Source organism: Caulobacter segnis (genome assembly GCF_029543125.1).
Taxonomy (GTDB): domain Bacteria; phylum Pseudomonadota; class Alphaproteobacteria; order Caulobacterales; family Caulobacteraceae; genus Caulobacter; species Caulobacter segnis_D.
The window spans coordinates 439,193-456,492 of sequence record NZ_JARQWW010000005.1 but is presented as its reverse complement, the minus strand read 5'-3'; the positions used below and the strand labels follow the sequence as shown (position 1 = coordinate 456,492).

The following is a 17,300-nucleotide window of genomic DNA, read 5'->3' as shown; positions in this document are numbered from 1 at the left end:
TTGCTCTCCCCCCAGCGGATTTCCCCCCCCCCGCCCCCACTACACACCCCCCCCCCCGGGGGGGGTGGGCCCCCCCCCGGGGGGGGGGGGCCCTCCCCCTCACCCAGCTTCGCCGGGAGCTCCCCCAGCGGGGGAGCATCTAATCAGCTCAGGCCGCTCGCCAGGTTCGGCGCCGAGAAGGCGCTGAAGCCGTAGTGGCCCAGCCAGCGGCTGTCCGAGGCGAACATGTCGCGCAGGTCGGGCATGCCGTACTTCAGCATCCCCAGCCGGTCGACGCCCATGCCGAAGGCGAAGCCCTGGTACTCGTCCGGGTCGATGCCGCAGGCCTTGAGCACGTTGGGATGGACCATCCCGCAGCCCAGGATCTCCAGCCAGTCGCTGCCCGTGCCGATCTTGATCTCGCCGCCCGAGCGGTCGCAGCCGACGTCGGTTTCGGCGCTCGGCTCGGTGAACGGGAAGTGGTGCGGGCGGAAGCGCGTGGTGACCGCGTCCGTCTCGAAGAAGCGGGCGAGGAAAGTCTCCAAGGTCCACTTCAGATGGCCCATGTGGATGGCCTTGTCGATCACCAGGCCTTCGACCTGGTGGAACATCGGGGTGTGGGTCGCGTCGCTGTCGCAGCGATAGGTGCGGCCCGGGGCGATGATCCGGATCGGCGGCTTTTGGTTCAGCATGGTGCGCACCTGCACGGGGCTGGTGTGCGTGCGCAGCAGCATGCGCTCACCCGTTTCCTTCGGGTTGAAGAAGAAGGTGTCGTGCATCTCACGCGCCGGGTGCTTCTCGGGGAAGTTCAGGGCGGTGAAGTTGTGGAAGTCGTCCTCGATGTCCGGGCCCTCGGCCACGGCGAAGCCCATCTCGGCGAAGATCGAGACCATCTCGTCCATGGTCTGCATGGTCGGGTGGACCGAGCCCTTGCGGCGGTACGGCGCGGGCAGGGTCAGGTCGAGGGTCTCCGACGCCAGGCGGGCGTCGAGCTCGGCGGTCTCCAGCGCGGCCTTCTTCTCGGCCAGGGCGGTCTGCACCCGGTCGCGGACGGCGTTGATCTGGGCGCCGCGCTCCTTGCGCTCCTCGGGGCTCATGGCGCCGAGGGTCTTGAGCAGGGCGGAGACGGATCCCGACTTTCCAAGGGCCGAGACGCGGACCGCCTCGATGGCGGCGACGTCGCCTGCGGCGGCGATCTGGGCGGTGATTTCAGCTTCGAGCGTGGCGAGATCGGTCATGATGGGTTGTGATCTAGGCGGTTTCGGACCGCGTTGAAACTGGATAAGCGCGCAGCAAAAAGCCCCCCGGTTCGCACCGGAGGGCTTTTCAAACTCGAGGGACTACAGCCCCAAGACCTTAAGCCAGCGCGGCGCGAACCTTGTCGGCGATGGCCTTAAACGCAGCCGGATCTTGACCGGCGATGTCGGCCAGGACCTTGCGGTCGATCTCGACGCCGGACTTGTCCAGGCCGTGGATGAACTGCGAGTAGGTGAAGCCTTCCAGACGCGCAGCGGCGTTGATGCGCTGGATCCAGAGCGAGCGGAAGTTACGCTTGCGGACCTTGCGGTCGCGGTAGGCGTACTGACCGGCCTTGTCCACCGCGGCCTTGGCGGCGCGGATGGTGTTCTTGCGGCGGCCGTAGAAACCCTTGGCCTGCTCCAGAACCTTCTTGTGCTTGGCGTGGGCGACGACGCCCCGTTTAACGCGAGCCATTGTTCAGCGCTCCTCTTACAGGCCGTAGGGCAGGTAGGTCTTGATGATGCGGGCGTCCGCTTCGCTCATGACCTTCGTGCCGCGCTGCTGGCGGATGTACTTGCCGTTGTGGCTGATCAGACGGTGGCGCTTGCCGGCGACGCCGGCTTTCAGCTTGCCCGTGGCCGTCAGTTTGAAGCGCTTTTTGGCGCCCGACTTAGTCTTCAACTTAGGCATTTCGCGTCGACGCCGAAGCGCCGTCCTCTAAAAGCATGACGAACCGCCATGGCATGCCAAAATGGCCAGGCGGTTCCGGAAAGGCGGTGTCTCTAGGGCAAAAGGCGCCGGCTGGCAAGGCTGCCGGCTCTATTTCCCCTGCGCCTTCATCAGCTCGGCGACGCGGTCCTTCAAACCCTGACGGGAAAGGGCGGCGTCCACGCCGTCCAGTTGGGCCAGCATCTGCGGCGCGCCTTCGCCCAGGAACTGGTTTGTGGCGGCGGCGATGGCGGTCCACAGGGGCTCCATGCGCTTGGCCTCCTCGATGCCCTTGGGGGTGAGGCTGAGGCGTTTGACCCGGCCGTCGCTGGGATCGGATTCGGACTGCACCAGGCCGGCGGCTTCCATGGCGGAGCGCACCTGGCTGACGGCGGCGTGGGTCACGCCCGTCCGCTCGGCGATCTCGCCTACGGTGAGGGAGCCGGCGTCGCGGATGGCGATGAAGGCGGAGAACCAGCGGGGCTCGAAGGCGACCTCCGCCCCGCGGTAAATTTCCTGAACCTCACGGTCGAGGCGGTCGATGAGGCGGCGGAGACGTGAACCGAAGGCCGACGCTCCCTTTTTCGCTATATAGTCCATGGATTTATGTAACTACTTACATATGTCCGGCGCAAGGGAATTCTCGGCAGGGGCGCCTAGAGCGGGCCCGCGATCTGCTCACGGAACCCGCCTACAGTCCAGCTTGGCTATTGTGGCGGATTTTCCTTCTCCAGAAAGGCGACGGTGGCCTGAAGCATCTGCAGCCGCGTGTCGCCGCGTGAGAGCCCGTGGTCCTCGCCAGGAAGGGTGACGACCTCGACCTTCTTGCCGGCCTTGGTCAGGGCGTCGGCCATGAGGCGGGTCTGCTCGTAGGGAACGACGGTGTCGTCCTTGCCGTGGATCAGCAGGATCGGCGCGTCGGCCTTGGCTGCCTGCTGGGCGGGGGAGATGGCGGCGAGGTCCGGGCTGCGGCGATCATCCACGCCCCAGAAGCGCAGCCAGTAGCGGGTGCGGGCGTTGCGGTTCGAGCTCCCATAAGGGCGGGGCGTCTGGGTGACCATCTGCTTGAGGTCCGATACGCCGGCTACCGAGACGGCGCAGCGATAGACGCCTTTTTCGAGGGTGGTCCCGGCCAGGGCGGCATAGCCGCCATAGCTGGCGCCCACGATGCAGACACGCTTGGGATCGATCACGCCCTTGCCGGCCAGGTCTCGCACGCCGTCCGACAGATCCGTCTGCATCTTGCGGCCCCACTCGCCGAAACCGGCTTCGAGGAACTGGCGGCCGAAGCCCTCCGATCCGCGGTAGTTAGGTCGCAGCACGGCGTAGCCGCGCGCCGCCAGCGCTTGGCTCCACCAGTCGAAGCCCGGCGTGTCGCGAGCCGCCGGGCCGCCGTGGGGCAGTACGATCAGCGGCAGGTTCTTGGGGTCTTTTCCGCGCGGCAGGGTGAGGTAGCCCGTCAGCTCCAGGCCGTCGGCGGCCTTGTAGGAGATGTGCTTCACCTCGGCGACGTCGTCCGGTGTCAGCTCGGGGTAAACGGGGCCGATGAGCCGATTGGCGCCGGTGTCCAGGTCCACCAGCGCATAGGCGGGGCCAGCGACCGGGTCTTCGACCAGTGCGATGATCTGACGACGGCTGACGGACCAGGAGATCAACCGGGTCGCCCGACCCTTGTAGAGATCGCTCACGGCAGTCCAGGCGGCGGTGTCGGCTGGGTTGAAAAAGGTGTGGCGGCCGACTTCCCCGGCAAGCTCATAGCCGCCGATCAGTGCGCTCGTGCCGGGATCGAAAATCAGATCGTCGAAAGCGTGCGGCAGATCGACCGAGCCGTTGAGGCTGTGCTCGCGCCAGACCCCGTCGCCGTTTTCGTTCTTCAGCGCCCAGGTGACGACGGATGCGCCTTGACGGCCAAGGCCCGCGATGCCGGGCGAGCCATAGGGAAGGATTGAGGTTTCGACCGGCGTCCACCCTTCCGGGCCGAGCAGGCGGAGAGTCCATTGGCCCGACTGCTGGTTGTAGAGGGACTTGGCGAACGGCACGCCAGTGGGAGAAATCTCCCAGTCGTTGATGTCGAAGTCGGCGGCCTGCAGAAGGTCGACCTTGCCGTTGGAGGGGTCGTGACGGAAGACGCTGACCACGCCCACATCGTCGAGGAAGTGAATGCCCTCGGCGTAGATGATGGGGCGGCCCTTGATGATGCGCACCTCCGGAATGCGCACCACCACGTTCATAGATTGCTCCTTCTTGGCGAGGAGCGGGCCGGCGCGGCTCTTGGCGACGTTGAGCACGATGGAAGTCATCCACTCGCGCCGGTCACCGACCACGTCCATGACCGAGGTGGTCTGCGAAGTGGTGACGACCAGATGATCGGATCCCGCCCAGCGGACGTCGCGGATTTTCTGCGAGCCGGCGCCGATGGCGATGACCAGCTTGTCGTCCTCGACCCTGCGCACGATCAGCAGGCGCTGCTCGCCATTGGTGCCGGAGACAGCGTAGCGCTTGCCGTCAGGCGAGATGTTGACGTCCTCAATCTTCGGCAGGCGGCCATAGGCCTCAAGCGGAGCGGCGAACGCCGGGCTGGCGAGGGACAGGACGAAAGCGGAGGCGAGGGCGCTGAATGTGCGGATCATGCTGTTTCTCAGAGGGCGGACTGAAATGTGCGGCGTAGGCGTGCAGGTCAGTTCGGCGGGTTCTCCCGCTCCAGGAAGGCGACGGTGGATTGCAGCATCTGCAGACGGGTGTCGCCGCGGGAGAGCCAGTGGTCCTCGCCGGGAAGGGTGACGAATTCATGGGGTTTGCCGGCCTGCTTGAGGGCGCGGGCCATCTGGACGCTCTGGTCATAGGGTACGACCGTGTCGTCCCTGCCGTGGATCAACAGGATTGGGGCGTCCGCGCGGGCGGCGAGGACGGCCGGTGAAATCGCGTCGAGGTCGCGGTCGCGAGCGCCTTCGACACCCATGAAGTTCGTCCAGTAGCGGAGCACCGAGCTGCGGCGCGGCGTGGACAGCAGCATCCTCTTCAAATCGGCGACGCCGTTGACCGAGACCGAGCAGCGATAGAGACCTTGCTCCACCGTCACCCCGGCCAAGGCCGCATAGCCGCCGTAGCTGGCGCCGACGATGCAGACCCGTTTCAGGTCGATGACGCCTTCCTTGGCCAGATGCTTCACGCCGTCGCTGACGTCAGTCTGCATCTTGCGGCCCCATTCGCCGAAGCCGGCGGCGAGGAAGCGGTCGCCGAAGCCGTCCGAGCCTCGGAAGTTCGGCTGAAGCACCGCGTACCCACGTGAGGCGAGAGCCTGGCTCCACCAGTCGAAACCTGGCCTGTCGCGGGTCGCCGGGCCGCCGTGGGGCAGGACGATCAAAGGGAGCTTCTTCGGATCCTTGCCGCGAGGAAGGGTGAGGTAGCCGCTGATGTCGAGGCCGTCCTGGGCTTTGTAGGAGACGGGCTTCACAAGGGCGACGTCGTCTTCGCCGAGCTTGTATACGTCGCCGATCCACGAGGCGGACTTCTTGTCGAGATCCGCCAGGGCGAAGGCTGGGCCCATGGTGGGGTCTTCGACGCGGACTACGATCTTGCGGCGGCTCTGGCTCCAGGACGTGAGCGAGACTTGCTGGCCAGGATAGGCCTTGGCGATCGCCTTCCAGGCGGCGTCCGCCTTTGGATCGAAGAATACATAGCGGCCTTGGTCGCCGATCAGCTCACTGGCGCCGATAAGCAGGCTGCTGGAAGGGTCATAGATGAGGCCGCGCATGCTGGACGGCAGATCCCAGGAGCCGTCAGCTCGATATTCCCGCAGGTTCTGCTCGTCGCCGACGTCCGCCGTATCGCCTTCCTGCGCCGCAGCGGGCGACAGGGTGACCACCGACCCCGGCGTGCGGCCCAAGCCCCGCAAGCTGGGCGAACCAAGTGGGAGCACCTCCTCGGCGACGGTCTTCCAATCGGCGCCGTCGCGGATCAACAGGCGCCAGCGTCCGCTTCTCTGATTGTAGAGAGACTTCGCGACAACCTCTCCACTCGGGCCGATCTCCCAGTCATCAATGCCGTCATCGCCTTGCGCCAGAACGGAGGTGCGGCCGCTGGCCAGATCATAGCGGAAGACGCTGAGATACAGGCGTGAGCGGTCCGCGCCGCGTTCGGTCTTGTGGCGATAGCCGTAAATGATCAATGAGGGCGCGCCGTCGATCATGCGGACCTCAGGCGGACGTGTCACCACGTTCATGGAGGCCTCCTCATTGGCGAGGAGCTGTTTGGTCTTACTCGTCGTCACGTCGATGAGCAGGGCGGAAAGATACTCGCGGCGTCCGCCCTGAATGCCTTGGGCGGAGGCTGTGCGTGAGGTGGTGATGACGATGTGACGGGGGCTGGCCCAGCGGAGGTCGCGGACCTTCACGGAGCCGCCCTCGATAAAATAGACCACGCTGTTGTCGGCCAGTTTCCGCACAATGATCTGGCGCTTGTCATTCGGAAGCGTCAGCGAGCCGGCGATCATCGCGCCGTCAGGCGAAATCTGAAGGTCCTCAATAGCAGGCAGGCGGCCATAAGCCTCCAGCGGCGCGGCGTTGACGGACGCGGCGGCGAACAGGCAGGCGAGGAGGCCAGCCAGGAAAAGACGCTTCATGCACCCCTACTGAAGCACAACCATCGGAAGAATCTTGAGTAGGGTTCGCTGAGTGTTCGCGCAAACGAAAAACGCTCCGGCATTGCTGCCGGAGCGCCTTATTCCGCAAGGGATTGTCGTGTCCTAGCGCGGGGCCAGGATCATGATCATCTGACGGCCTTCCATGCGCGGCTCGTACTCGACCTTGGCGACTTCCTCGAAGTCGGCCTTGACCTTCTGGAGCAGCTTCATGCCCAGCTCGGGGTGAGCCATTTCACGACCACGGAAGCGCAGGGTGACCTTCACCTTGTCGCCTTCCTCGAAGAAGCGGTGCATCGACTTGGCCTTCACGTCGTAGTCGTGAGTGTCGATGTTCGGCCGCAGCTTGATCTCCTTGATCTCGACGACCTTCTGGCGCTTGCGCGCCTCGTTCTTTTTCTTCTGCTCCTGGAACTTGTACTTGCCGTAGTCCAGGATCTTGCAGACCGGCGGATCAGCGTTCGGAACGATTTCAACCAGGTCGAGACCCACTTCCTCCGCAGCCTCCAGGGCGGCGGACGTCGGCATGATCCCCTGCTTCTCGCCGTTCTGGTCGATCAGCAGGACGCGCGGGACGCGGATCTCATCATTGGTGCGCGGCCCGTCCTTGACGGGGGGCGCTTGCATCGGACGGCGAATAGGCGGTGCTCCGGACCTGTTACAGCAATCGCGCGGCGCACACGTGCGCCACGTTGGCTCGATATATGACGAAAGGACCGCCTTTCTTCAAGCTGCGCCGAGCCACAGAGGCTGGGAAATAGCCGTTGGAGGTGAAGAAACTTGGCCGGTCGTCGGCGGGTTTAATGCGCAGGGACGGGCGAATGATCCCCCGCGCCACAAGTCCCAACGCCACAAAGGAGAAACGACCATGGCCGACGACAACAGGTGGAGTGACCGCGATCGCGACTGGCGCGATGACCGCAGCTGGTGGGAAGGCCGCGAGGACGGCCGAGGCGGATATGGCGCCGATCGCGACTTCGGCCGCCATTCCAGCGATTATGACCGGGAGCGCGAGCGCCGCTATGGCGGGCGCGGCGCCTATCGCCGGGAATACGGCGAACGCAGCACGCCGACCAGCTACAGCCAGACCGGCTACGACCGCAGCTATTACGGCCGTGGCTATGGCGACCAGAGCTACAACCCGAACGGCGTTGGGGGCGGGTATGACCCGGGCCTCGACAATCAGGCGCGCTACGGCGACTACGATCGTGACCGTCATCCGGAGAACCGCCGCTATTCCGCCTATGGCTATGGCGCGGACGAGTACGGCTATGGCGGCGGGACCTATGCCGAGGCCAACCGGTCGCGCGGCCGCGACTGGCGGGCCGGCGAGGAGCGCAGCTGGGCCGAACGGGCCGGCGACCGCATCTCCGCCTTCTTCGGCGACGACGAGGCCGAGGCCCGCGTCCGCGCCCGTGAAGTGGCGCGAGGCGATCATCGCGGCCGGGGGCCGAAGGGCTATCGCCGCTCCGACGACCGCATCCGTGAGGACGTCAACGACCGGCTGACCGACGACGCGTGGCTGGACGCCTCGAACATCGACGTGTCGGTGAGCGATGCGGACGTGACCCTGACGGGCACGGTGCGCAGCCGTGACGACAAGCGCCGGGCGGAGAACCTGGCGGAGTCGATCAGCGGCGTGAGCAACGTGCAGAACAATCTGCGGGTCAACGCGTCCAGCGACGAGTCCCTGACCAGCGCGATCAGCTCGATTCCGCCGGGCTAGAGTTTCCGAAATTCGGAATGGTCGAGGCCCTCGCCGTCAGGCGGGGGCCTTTTCCTTTTGCGGGAGCATGGCGCGGGCGGCGGTCAGCACGGTTTCAGCCGGCACGTCGTTCAGGTCGTCCGAGCGCACTATGGTCACGTGGCCGCGCGGGGCGCATAGGGCCGGATCTGACGCGCTGGAGAACAGGGCGATGGTCGGGGCGCCGGCGGCGGTGATCAGGTGCAGGGGGCCGGTGTCGTTGCCGATGGCCAGAACCGCCTTGGCGCCCAGGGCGGCGATCTGGGCGAAGTCCGTCCGTCCGGTCAGATCGCGCACGCCCTTGGCGCCCTTGGCGATGATCCGGGCCAGGGCGTTCTCCTGCGGACCGCCGATGACCACCACGTCGTAGCCGGCGTCGTCGAGGAAGCGGGCGACCTCGTTGAACCGCTCGGCGGGCCAGCGCTTCTCCGGCCGATGGGCCGAGGCGCCGGGGACCAGCAGGACGAAGGGGCGGGTGGGGCGGATCTTCAGCGGCGCCTCGGCCATCCAGGTCAGGTCCGGCGCGGGGGCCTCGCCCGGGGCGGTGGGAGCGTCCGGCCAGATGCCGGCGACCTTCAGCTGATCCGCCTGCCGCTCCAGGGTGTGCATGTGGTCGCGGTCGGGGTTCTTGTGGCGGAAGGCCGAGCCCGGGGCGATGCCGGACCACTTCGGCGCGAAGGGCCACAGGGCGTAGAAATAGCGGCTCGACCGGCCGGAGGTCTGCAGGTCGTAGATCCGGTCATAGCGGGCGCCGCGCATGCGTTTCAGCATGGCGCGCAGCTCGGCGGCGTCTTCGGGCCGGCCGTCGGTCTCCACCGCGTCGAAATAGGGGCTGGCCTGGGCCAGGGCCTCATAGGGCGGAGTGGTCAGCAGGGTGATATGCGCCTGGGGGTGCGCCTCGCGGATTTTGCGGGCGGCGGCCAGGGCCAGGACGAAGTCGCCCAGGGCGCCCAGCTTGATCACCAGAACCTTGCGGACGGGGCGGCTCATCGGCGGGCCTCCAGCACGCGGGCATAGACGTCAAGGGTCGCGGCGCACATGGCGTCCACCGAGAACAGCTTGCGGGCCCGCTCGCGGCCGGCCTCGCCCAGGCTCATGCGCTTGTGGGCGGGCAGGGCGACGGCGGTCTCAAGAGCGTCGGCCCAGGCGTCGGCGTCGCCGGGGGCGACCAGCCAGCCGGTCTCGCCATGAACCACGGTCTCCAACGCCCCGCCGTGAGCGGCGGCCAGGACCGGGCGGCCCATGACCTGCGGCTCCACCGCCGTGCGGCCGAAGGCTTCCGGCTCCAGCGACGGCGCGACGGCGTAGTCGGCGATGAGGTAGGCGGCGGGCATGTCGTCGCAATGACCGACGATGCGGACGTTGTCACTCAACCCATCCGCGCTGATCTTGCGCTCAAGCTCGGCCCGATAGTCGTGGCGGCCCTGGTCGTCGCCGGCCAGGAGGACGAGGAAATTGGTCTCGCCGCGCTGTCTCAGGCGGGCGGCGGCGTCGATCAGCAGGGCCTGGCCCTTCCAGCGGGTGAGGCGTCCGGCCAGCAGGAACTTCACCCGGTGGTCAGCCGCGTCGATGTTCCAGGCGCGGCGCTGGGCCTCCACCCGGCTGGGCGGGATCGCGTGCGGATCGAAGCGTTTCAGGTCTACGCCGCGCGGGATGCTGACCAGGCGGTCGGGGTCCACGTGATGCTCGGCGATCACGTGGCGGCGGGTGTAGTCGGAATTGGCGATGACAAAATCGCCTCTGGTCATGACGGCGTTGTACCAGCGCTTCAGGCCGGACCTGGCGTTGTAGACTCCGTGATAGGTGGCCACGAGCGGGGTCCTGGTCGCCTGCGCCGCCCACAGGGCGCTGAACGCCGGGGCGCGGGAGCGGACGTGGACGAGGTCCACCTTCTCGCGCCGGATCAGGTCCACCAGCCGTGAGGCGTTGCCCAGCATGACCAGGGGGTTCTTGGATTGCACCGGCATGGGGACCAGCCGGCCGCCTTCCGCCGTCAGCTTGCTGGCCATGCGCCCGCCGCGGGTGGCGACCAGGGCCGTTCCGCCGGCCGCGATCACCGCATTGGCCACGTCGAGGGTGGTCTGCTCGGCGCCGCCGGTCTCCAGCTCGGGGACGACCTGCAGCAGGGTGAAACGGGGCGGCAGGGCCAAGGAGCGCTTCCAGCTTCGCCTCAGCCGTTTCACGTCGGCGCGGAGGCGGGTAAGTCGAGATAAGCCGCCGTTACTAATGAAAGAGGCCTGTTAACGCCATGACCGAATCGACCGGACGTCTCGAGGTGGAGGGCGGCGCGCCCCTGGCCTGGCGCAAGGTGGACGGGGCCGGCCCGACGGTGGTCTGGCTGGGCGGCTTCATGTCGGACATGAGCGGCAGCAAGGCCCAGACGCTGGCCGACTGGGCGTCGGCCAACGGGCGGTCCTATGTCCGCTTCGACTATCTGGGACACGGGGAGTCCGGCGGCGAATTCCGCGACGGGACCATCAGCCGCTGGCGCGCCGACGCCCTGGAGGTGATCGACCGGCTGACTGAGGGGCCGCTGGTGCTGGTCGGCTCGTCCATGGGCGGGTGGATCGCCTGCCTGGCGGCGGCGGCGCGGCCGGAGCGGCTGAAGGCCATGGTCCTGATCGCCCCGGCCCCGGACTTCACCGAGAAGCTGATGATCCCGGAGTTTCCGCCCGAGGCGCACGAGGCTCTGGAGCGCGACGGGGTGTGGATGCGGCCGTCGGAATACGGCGATCCGTACCCGATCACCCGCGCGCTGCTGGAGGACGGCGCCCGCTGGTCGATCCTGCCGGGCCCGGTGAACATCGACGTGCCCGTTCGAATTCTGCAGGGCGGCCAGGACCCTGACGTGCCGTGGATGCACGCCCTGACCCTGGCCCACGCGATCCGCTCCGACGACGTGGTGTTCAGCCTGATCAAGGATGGCGATCACCGCCTGTCGCGCGACCAGGACCTGGCGCGGCTGGCGGCGACGGTGGAGGAGGTGGCGGAATTATGAGCAAGAGAGCTGCATTCGCGATCCTGGCCGTTCTCGCCCTGAGCGCCTGCGCCGAGAAGGCCGCCGAGGTCGCGACCTATGAGGTCTGCGTGCAGGACCAAGCCGGCATGGAGGCGTTCAAGGACGCGCTGAGGGCCTATGCGGAGGCGGGCGGCATGAGCTTCGCCGACGGCGGCGATCCGTCCCGCCGGCTGGTCCAACTGACTGCTCAGGGCAAGGACGGCGCGGGGTTCACCGCGGGCAACACTGGCTTGGCGATCTATCAGATGGCGATCGGCGTCACCGGTCCGACAGCGGAGCGGGACAAGGCGGCGGGCGATCTGCGGAAGCTGTTCGAGCAGCGCTGGAAGCTGGAGTCCGTCCCCGCCGACAAGGGCGTCGTGCTTGACCCCGACTGCGGCCGTTTTGCGGACTGGAAGGGGTAGGGGCGACTCAGTCCTCGACCGGCACCAGGGTCAGAGTCGCGCCGGAGGGCAGGACGACCCGGGCGGTGGCCGTGGTCTGGCGGGCGCGGCGGGTGCTGGAGCGGGTGACGATGATCTTGGCGCCTAGCACGACCTGGCCGCCGGGGGACAGCAGCCGAAGACGCCCGTCTATGGATTTCACCGCGTAGCCCACGTCCGCTCCCCTGCCTCGTCGGAGGAGGCCGTAGCATTCCCTTGGGGAAAGGCGTCAAGCCCAGTTACCCAAATCGTGCGGTCGGAACGCGGGTCGGTGAAACCGGTCTTAGCCGCCTGCCGCCAGAACCGCCCGCAATCCCTCGCGATAGGTGGGGAAGGCGGGCAGCCAGCCCAGCTCCGCCTTGGCCCGGGCGTTCGAGACGCGCTTGCTTTCGGCATAGAACCGCAAGGACGCGGCGGGCAGCTTGTCCGGGTCGAACAGGGTGACCGGCGGCGGCTCCATGCCCAGCAGCTCTGCGGCGTGGAGCACCACGTCCTGCGGCGCGCAGGGCTCGTCGTCGCAGAGGTTGTAGCGCCGGCCGGCGCGCGGGGCGGCGATGGAGGCCGCCAGGGCCGAGGCGATGTCGTCCACATGGATGCGCGAGAACACCTGGCCCGGCTTGACCATGCGGCGGGCGGCGCCGTCGCGCAGGCGGTCGAAGGCGCTGCGCCCGGGGCCGTAGATGCCGGGGAGGCGGAAGGCCTGGACCGTCAGGCCCATGCCGCGCCCCACCTGCATCCAGTCCCGCTCGGCGGCCACGCGGCGGGCCCCTTCGGGCGAGATGGCGGGCAGGGGGCTGGTCTCGAAGGCCCACCCGCCGCCGAGGTCGCCATAGACGCCGGTGGTGGACAGGTAGCCGATCCAGTCTGGAAAGGCGTTCGCCTCCGCCAGGGCGGGGACCAGGGTGTTGAGGCCGGGGCAGCCCTCCGGCGTCGGCGGGGAGGAGATCAGGATGGCCGAGACGCCTTTCAGCGCCGCGACCACGGCGGCGTGGTCGTCGCCGGCCGCGGCGTCGATGCCCTCCGCGCGCAGGTCCTCGGCCCGCTCCGCGTCGCGCGCTATGGCGGTCAGAGTCCATCCGTCGCGGGAAAGGCGCTTGGCGAGAGCGCGGGCGGCATAGCCATGGCCGAAAGTCAGAAGCTTCACTCAATCACCCCACTGGGCGACATCATGAGGCCGATGCGCGGGCGGCGTCCAGCCGGGGAACCGCGACATGACCGCGCCGGTTGTGGAAGGACAGCAAAGGATCCCTCCATGCCCCAGACAGACATTCCCAAGAACGTCCGCCGGCCTCTGCGGATCATCCCTATCGCCGTCGCCTTCGTGATCGTGGCGGCGGGGGCGGTCTTCGCTTGGTCGCACCTGGCGGTGAAGGGCCCCGGCGACCACAAGGACGCCACCGCCCAGCAGGTCGCCCAGGGCCAGACGCCGCCGACCCGCGACGACTACGGCGCGAAGGATTACGTCGAGCCGAAGAACAAGTAGCCGCTACTCGACCGTCACCGACTTCGCCAGGTTGCGCGGCTGGTCCACGTCCGCGCCCTTCTGAACGGCCACGTGATAGGCCAGCAGCTGGATCGGGGCCGACATGACCAGCGGCGCGATCAGCGGGTCGCAGGGCGGGGCCGTCATGACCACGCGGGCGCCGGCCGGGGCGTGCTTGGCGCCTTCGGGATCGGTGATGAACACCACCTGGCCGCCGCGCGCCATGACCTCGCTCATGTTCGAGGCCGACTTCTCGTAATAGCTGTCGAAGGGGGCCAGGATGATGATCGGGGTCTTGTCGTCCACCAGGGCGATGGGGCCGTGCTTCAGTTCGCCGGCGGCGTAACCTTCGGCGTGGATGTAGCTGATTTCCTTGAGTTTCAGCGCGCCTTCCAGGGCCAGGGCCGACATCGGGCCGCGGCCGAGATAGAGGACGTCGCGGGCTTTGGCGATCTCCGACGCCACGGTGCGGACGGCATCTTCGAGCTGGATGGATTCAGCGATCAGGCGCGGCGCCTCCAGCAGCACCTTCACTAGACGCGCTTCCTCAGCCGCGTCGATGCGGCCGCGGGCGGCGGCGGCGGCGATGGCGATGGCGGTCAGGACGCTGACCTGGGCGGTGAAGGCCTTGGTGGAGGCGACGCCGATCTCCGGCCCGCAATGGATCGGCCACACCACGTCGACCTCCCGGGCCATGGTGGATTCCGTGGCGTTGACCACGGCGGCGCTCTTCATCCCCTTGGCCTGGCAATAGCGCAGGGCGGCCAGGGTGTCGGCGGTCTCGCCCGACTGGCTCATGGCGATGGCCAGGGCGGTGGGGCGAATGGACGGCTCGCGGTAGCGGAATTCCGACGCGATCTCCACGTCCACAGGCAGGTCGGCGTACTTCTCGATCAGGTACTTGCCGATGACGCCCGCGATATAGGACGTGCCGCAGGCGACGATCTGGATGCGCTCCAGGTTCGCCCAGTCGATGTCGCCGGCCACGGCGGTCTTGGCGCCGATGGGATCCACATAGGCGGCGATGGTGCGCTGGCACCCCTCCGGCTGGTCGTGGATCTCCTTCTCCATGAAGTGGCGGTAGTTGCCCTTCTCCATCAGGGCGACTGAGGAGGCGACCACCTTCACCGGGCGGCTGACTTCCTGACCCGAATGGTCGAAGACGCGGGCGGAGGTGTGGTCCACGGCGGCGTAGTCGCCGTCCTCCAGATACAGCACGCGGTTGGTGAAGGGGCCGACCGCCAGGGCGTCGGAGCCGATGAACATCTCGCCGTCGCCATAGCCGACCACCAGGGGCGGGCCGTTGCGGGCGCCGAAGATCATGTCCTTCTCGCCGGTGATCAGCACACACAGGGCGTAGGCGCCGGACAGGCGGTCGAGCGTGGCCTTGAAGGCGGCGAGGGGGTCTTTGCCTTCGTTCAGGTTCTGGTCGATCAGGTGGGCGACGACCTCGGTGTCGGTGTCGCTTGAGAAGACCCGGCCCTTGGCCTGAAGCTCGGCCTTCAGCTCGGCGAAGTTCTCGATGATGCCGTTGTGGACCACGGCCACGCGTCCGGCGATGTGCGGGTGGGCGTTGCGCTCGGTCGGGGCGCCGTGGGTGGCCCAGCGGGTGTGGCCGATGCCGGTCTGGGCGACCAGCGGATCGGCGGCCAGGACGGACTCCAGCTCGCGCAGCTTGCCGGGGGCGCGGCGGCGCTCCAGCACGCCGTTCACCTGGGCGGCGACGCCGGCGCTGTCATAGCCGCGATACTCCAGACGCTTGAGGCTCTCGACGAGACGCTCGGCGACCAAAGACTTGCCGACGATTCCGATGATGCCGCACATGGAACGCTTTGATCCTTTGTCGAAAACCGCGGACGGGTTTAATCCTGCCGCGACGCAGGCTGTGGCGGGGGCTTTAACACCCGGCGCCGCTTCGCCTGCATAAATCTGCATTTCGCTTCGTTTCGCACGAGTCTCCGACCTATGGCCAAGCGCTCCTATTTCGGCACCGACGGCATCCGCGGTCAGGCCAACCAGCATCCCATGACCGCCGAGGTGGCGCTGCGCGTGGGTCTGGCGGCCGGCAAGCTGTTCCGTTCGCGTGACGACCGCCGCCATCTGGTGGTGATCGGCAAGGACACGCGCCTGTCCGGCTACATGATCGAGCCGGCCCTAGTGGCGGGCTTCACCAGCGTGGGCATGGACGTGCGGCTGTTCGGCCCGCTGCCGACGCCGGCCGTGGCGATGATGACCCGCTCCATGCGCGCCGACCTGGGCGTGATGATCAGCGCCTCGCACAACAACTTCGCCGACAACGGCATCAAGCTGTTCGGGCCGGACGGCTACAAGCTGTCGGACGCACAGGAGGCCGAGATCGAGTCCTATATGGACGAAGGCCTGCAGGAAGGTCTGGCGACCCCAACCCAGCTTGGTCGGGTGAAGCGCATCGACGACGCCCAGGCCCGCTATGTGGAGATCGTCAAGGCGACCTTCCCGCGCCAGATGAACCTGTCCGGCCTTCGCGTCGTGATCGATGGCGCCAACGGCGCCGCGTACAAGGTCGCGCCCACGGTGCTGTACGAGCTGGGCGCCGAGGTGATCACGGTCGGGATTGATCCTGACGGCCTGAACATCAACGCCGATTGCGGCTCCACTCATCCGGCGGCCATGGCCAAGGCGGTAAAGGAGTACCGCGCCGACATCGGCATCGCCCTCGACGGCGACGCTGACCGGCTGGTGATCTGCGACGAGAACGGCCTGGTGGTCGATGGCGACCAGATCATGGCGATCATCGCCGCCTCCTACGCCAAGCGTGACTTGCTGAAGGGCGGCGGCGTGGTGGCCACGGTGATGTCGAACCTGGGCCTGGAGCGTTTCCTGGCCGCCAAGAAGCTGAAGCTGGAGCGGACCGCCGTGGGCGACCGCTATGTCATGGCGCGGATGCGCGAGGGCGGCTTCAACCTGGGCGGCGAGCAGTCGGGCCACGTGATCCTGTCGGACTTCTCGACCACGGGCGACGGCCTGATCGCGGCCCTGCAGGTGCTGGCCGTGCTGGTCGACAGCGGCGAGCCCATGAGCAAGCTGGCCCGCCAGTTCGAGCCCGTGCCGCAGAAGCTGGAGAACGTCCGCTTCGCCAGCGGCGCCAAGCCGCTGGAGCACGACAAGGTCAAGGCCGCCATCGCCGACGCCGAGGGCAAGCTGAACGGCTCCGGCCGCATCCTGGTCCGCGCGAGCGGCACCGAGCCCCTGATCCGCGTCATGGCCGAAGGCGACGACGAGAAGCTGGTCAACAAGCTGGTGAAAGAGATCGCCGGCGCGGTGAAGGCGGCGGCGGCCTAAGTTGGTCCGCTAGCCGAACAGCCAGGGATAGTAACCTTGGATGTCCTTCGGGCCGAAGAACAGCCCAACGCAAGCCAAGGCGACAGTGACCGCGTTGGCGCCAAGCCACAGCTGCCAGCGGCGGCGGCTCCACGGGGTCTTGAAGGCGAAGCGCAGGCAGAGAACCTCAAGGCTCGCCGTGATCGCGACAGCGAGAGCGAATGTCCCGGCCCAGGTGATCGGGTTGAAGGTTCCTCGGACAAAGGGCCTGATCAGCAGGCTTGGGAAGATCTCCCAGACGATGCCGGCCAGGGGGATCAGAAAGGCGCCCAAGGCCGCCGAGAAGGCGTTGGCGGTCACGGCCAACAGCACAGACCGAAGCCAACTCATGCCAAATCCGAAACGGAGCATGAGGCTTTCGATCAGGAGGCCGGCTGCGATGACCGGGATCGTAAGGAGGCGCATCTCCACAAAGAGCACTGGCCAGATCAGGTTCGCGTAGGCTGTCGCCGGAGCGCTGAGCAGGATCAGTCCCGCCAGGGCCAGCCGAAGAGCCATCCGCCTTACGGACGTCTCCGTCATCGATTCCCCCGATAGCCGCTTTGCTGCAACTCAGGGTGGGATGCCGCCCGCCTGTCAAGGAGGGCGGTGACGGCGGCCTCAGGCGATCAAGCTGCTTCGAGACGCGCTGTCGCGCTCCTCAGCATGACGAAGGTGGACTGGCTTTGAAGCCGCCATCCTGAGGAGCGGCTGTCAGGCCGCTTCTC

General features: G+C 67.4%; 18 protein-coding genes. 5 read left to right on the top strand and 13 right to left on the bottom strand.

Annotated elements, in window-relative coordinates:
* Positions 1–143: 143 nt before the first annotated feature.
* The 7 genes from pheS to infC all read right to left on the bottom strand — a co-directional run bounded on the left by pheS (position 144) and on the right by infC (position 7,192).
* Complete coding sequence (gene pheS, locus P7B02_RS17120) at positions 144–1,217, bottom strand: phenylalanine--tRNA ligase subunit alpha (protein WP_277787555.1); 1,074 nt, start codon at positions 1,215–1,217, stop codon at positions 144–146.
* 118 nt (positions 1,218–1,335) lie between these two features.
* Positions 1,336–1,692 (bottom strand): 50S ribosomal protein L20, encoded by a 357-nt coding sequence (gene rplT / locus P7B02_RS17115; protein WP_277787554.1) that lies wholly within the window; start codon positions 1,690–1,692, stop codon positions 1,336–1,338.
* A gap of 15 nt (positions 1,693–1,707) precedes the next feature.
* Complete coding sequence (rpmI, locus tag P7B02_RS17110; protein WP_277787553.1) at positions 1,708–1,908, bottom strand: 50S ribosomal protein L35; 201 nt, start codon at positions 1,906–1,908, stop codon at positions 1,708–1,710.
* A gap of 129 nt (positions 1,909–2,037) precedes the next feature.
* Positions 2,038–2,526 carry a MarR family winged helix-turn-helix transcriptional regulator gene (locus P7B02_RS17105; protein ID WP_277787552.1) on the bottom strand — a complete coding sequence of 163 codons (489 nt, stop codon included), beginning with the start codon at positions 2,524–2,526 and terminating at the stop codon, positions 2,038–2,040.
* A 107-nt stretch (positions 2,527–2,633) separates the two neighbouring features.
* Positions 2,634–4,556, bottom strand: coding sequence for an alpha/beta hydrolase family protein (locus P7B02_RS17100; protein ID WP_277787551.1), 1,923 nt, complete (start codon positions 4,554–4,556; stop codon positions 2,634–2,636).
* A gap of 47 nt (positions 4,557–4,603) precedes the next feature.
* The gene (locus P7B02_RS17095) at positions 4,604–6,547 is read right to left on the bottom strand and encodes an alpha/beta hydrolase family protein (protein ID WP_277787550.1); all 1,944 of its coding nucleotides are present in this window, start codon (positions 6,545–6,547) and stop codon (positions 4,604–4,606) included.
* A 123-nt stretch (positions 6,548–6,670) separates the two neighbouring features.
* Entirely contained in the window at positions 6,671–7,192 is a 522-nt protein-coding gene (gene infC / locus P7B02_RS17090) for a translation initiation factor IF-3 (RefSeq protein ID WP_277787549.1), read from the bottom strand.
* Positions 7,193–7,433: 241 nt separating this feature from the next.
* Between infC and P7B02_RS17085 the strand changes: the two genes are divergently transcribed.
* Complete coding sequence (locus tag P7B02_RS17085) at positions 7,434–8,291, top strand: BON domain-containing protein (RefSeq protein ID WP_277787548.1); 858 nt, start codon at positions 7,434–7,436, stop codon at positions 8,289–8,291.
* Positions 8,292–8,327: 36 nt separating this feature from the next.
* Here P7B02_RS17085 and P7B02_RS17080 read toward each other — a convergent pair whose 3' ends face one another.
* Entirely contained in the window at positions 8,328–9,299 is a 972-nt protein-coding gene (locus P7B02_RS17080) for a glycosyltransferase family 9 protein (RefSeq protein ID WP_277787547.1), read from the bottom strand.
* Entirely contained in the window at positions 9,296–10,459 is a 1,164-nt protein-coding gene (locus P7B02_RS17075; RefSeq protein ID WP_277787546.1) for a glycosyltransferase family 4 protein, read from the bottom strand. The genes P7B02_RS17080 and P7B02_RS17075 overlap by 4 nt, the downstream gene beginning before the upstream one ends.
* Before the next feature lie 98 nt (positions 10,460–10,557).
* On the opposite strand from P7B02_RS17075, the gene P7B02_RS17070 reads away from it, so the two are divergent.
* Positions 10,558–11,307, top strand: a complete 750-nt coding sequence (locus tag P7B02_RS17070) for an alpha/beta hydrolase (protein ID WP_347276664.1) — start codon at positions 10,558–10,560, stop codon at positions 11,305–11,307.
* Positions 11,304–11,732, top strand: a complete 429-nt coding sequence (locus P7B02_RS17065; protein ID WP_277787545.1) for a hypothetical protein — start codon at positions 11,304–11,306, stop codon at positions 11,730–11,732. The genes P7B02_RS17070 and P7B02_RS17065 overlap by 4 nt, the downstream gene beginning before the upstream one ends.
* A gap of 7 nt (positions 11,733–11,739) precedes the next feature.
* Here P7B02_RS17065 and P7B02_RS17060 read toward each other — a convergent pair whose 3' ends face one another.
* Both P7B02_RS17060 and P7B02_RS17055 read right to left on the bottom strand, forming a co-directional pair.
* On the bottom strand, positions 11,740–11,925 hold the full coding sequence (locus tag P7B02_RS17060; RefSeq protein WP_277787544.1) for a hypothetical protein: 186 nt from the start codon (positions 11,923–11,925) through the stop codon (positions 11,740–11,742).
* Positions 11,926–12,033: 108 nt separating this feature from the next.
* Positions 12,034–12,894 (bottom strand): NAD-dependent epimerase/dehydratase family protein, encoded by an 861-nt coding sequence (locus tag P7B02_RS17055; RefSeq protein ID WP_277787543.1) that lies wholly within the window; start codon positions 12,892–12,894, stop codon positions 12,034–12,036.
* A gap of 108 nt (positions 12,895–13,002) precedes the next feature.
* Here P7B02_RS17055 and P7B02_RS17050 point away from each other — a divergent pair, with 108 nt between their 5' ends.
* Positions 13,003–13,233 (top strand): hypothetical protein, encoded by a 231-nt coding sequence (locus tag P7B02_RS17050; protein ID WP_277787542.1) that lies wholly within the window; start codon positions 13,003–13,005, stop codon positions 13,231–13,233.
* 3 nt (positions 13,234–13,236) lie between these two features.
* Here the strand turns inward: P7B02_RS17050 and glmS are convergent, their stop codons facing one another.
* A complete protein-coding gene (glmS, locus tag P7B02_RS17045; protein WP_277787541.1) occupies positions 13,237–15,057 on the bottom strand; it encodes a glutamine--fructose-6-phosphate transaminase (isomerizing) in 1,821 nt (606 codons plus the stop codon).
* Between the two features lie 141 nt (positions 15,058–15,198).
* On the opposite strand from glmS, the gene glmM reads away from it, so the two are divergent.
* Positions 15,199–16,554 (top strand): phosphoglucosamine mutase, encoded by a 1,356-nt coding sequence (gene glmM, locus P7B02_RS17040; RefSeq protein ID WP_277787540.1) that lies wholly within the window; start codon positions 15,199–15,201, stop codon positions 16,552–16,554.
* Between the two features lie 9 nt (positions 16,555–16,563).
* Here the strand turns inward: glmM and P7B02_RS17035 are convergent, their stop codons facing one another.
* Positions 16,564–17,091 carry a hypothetical protein gene (locus P7B02_RS17035; RefSeq protein WP_277787539.1) on the bottom strand — a complete coding sequence of 176 codons (528 nt, stop codon included), beginning with the start codon at positions 17,089–17,091 and terminating at the stop codon, positions 16,564–16,566.
* Positions 17,092–17,300: the final 209 nt, after the last annotated feature.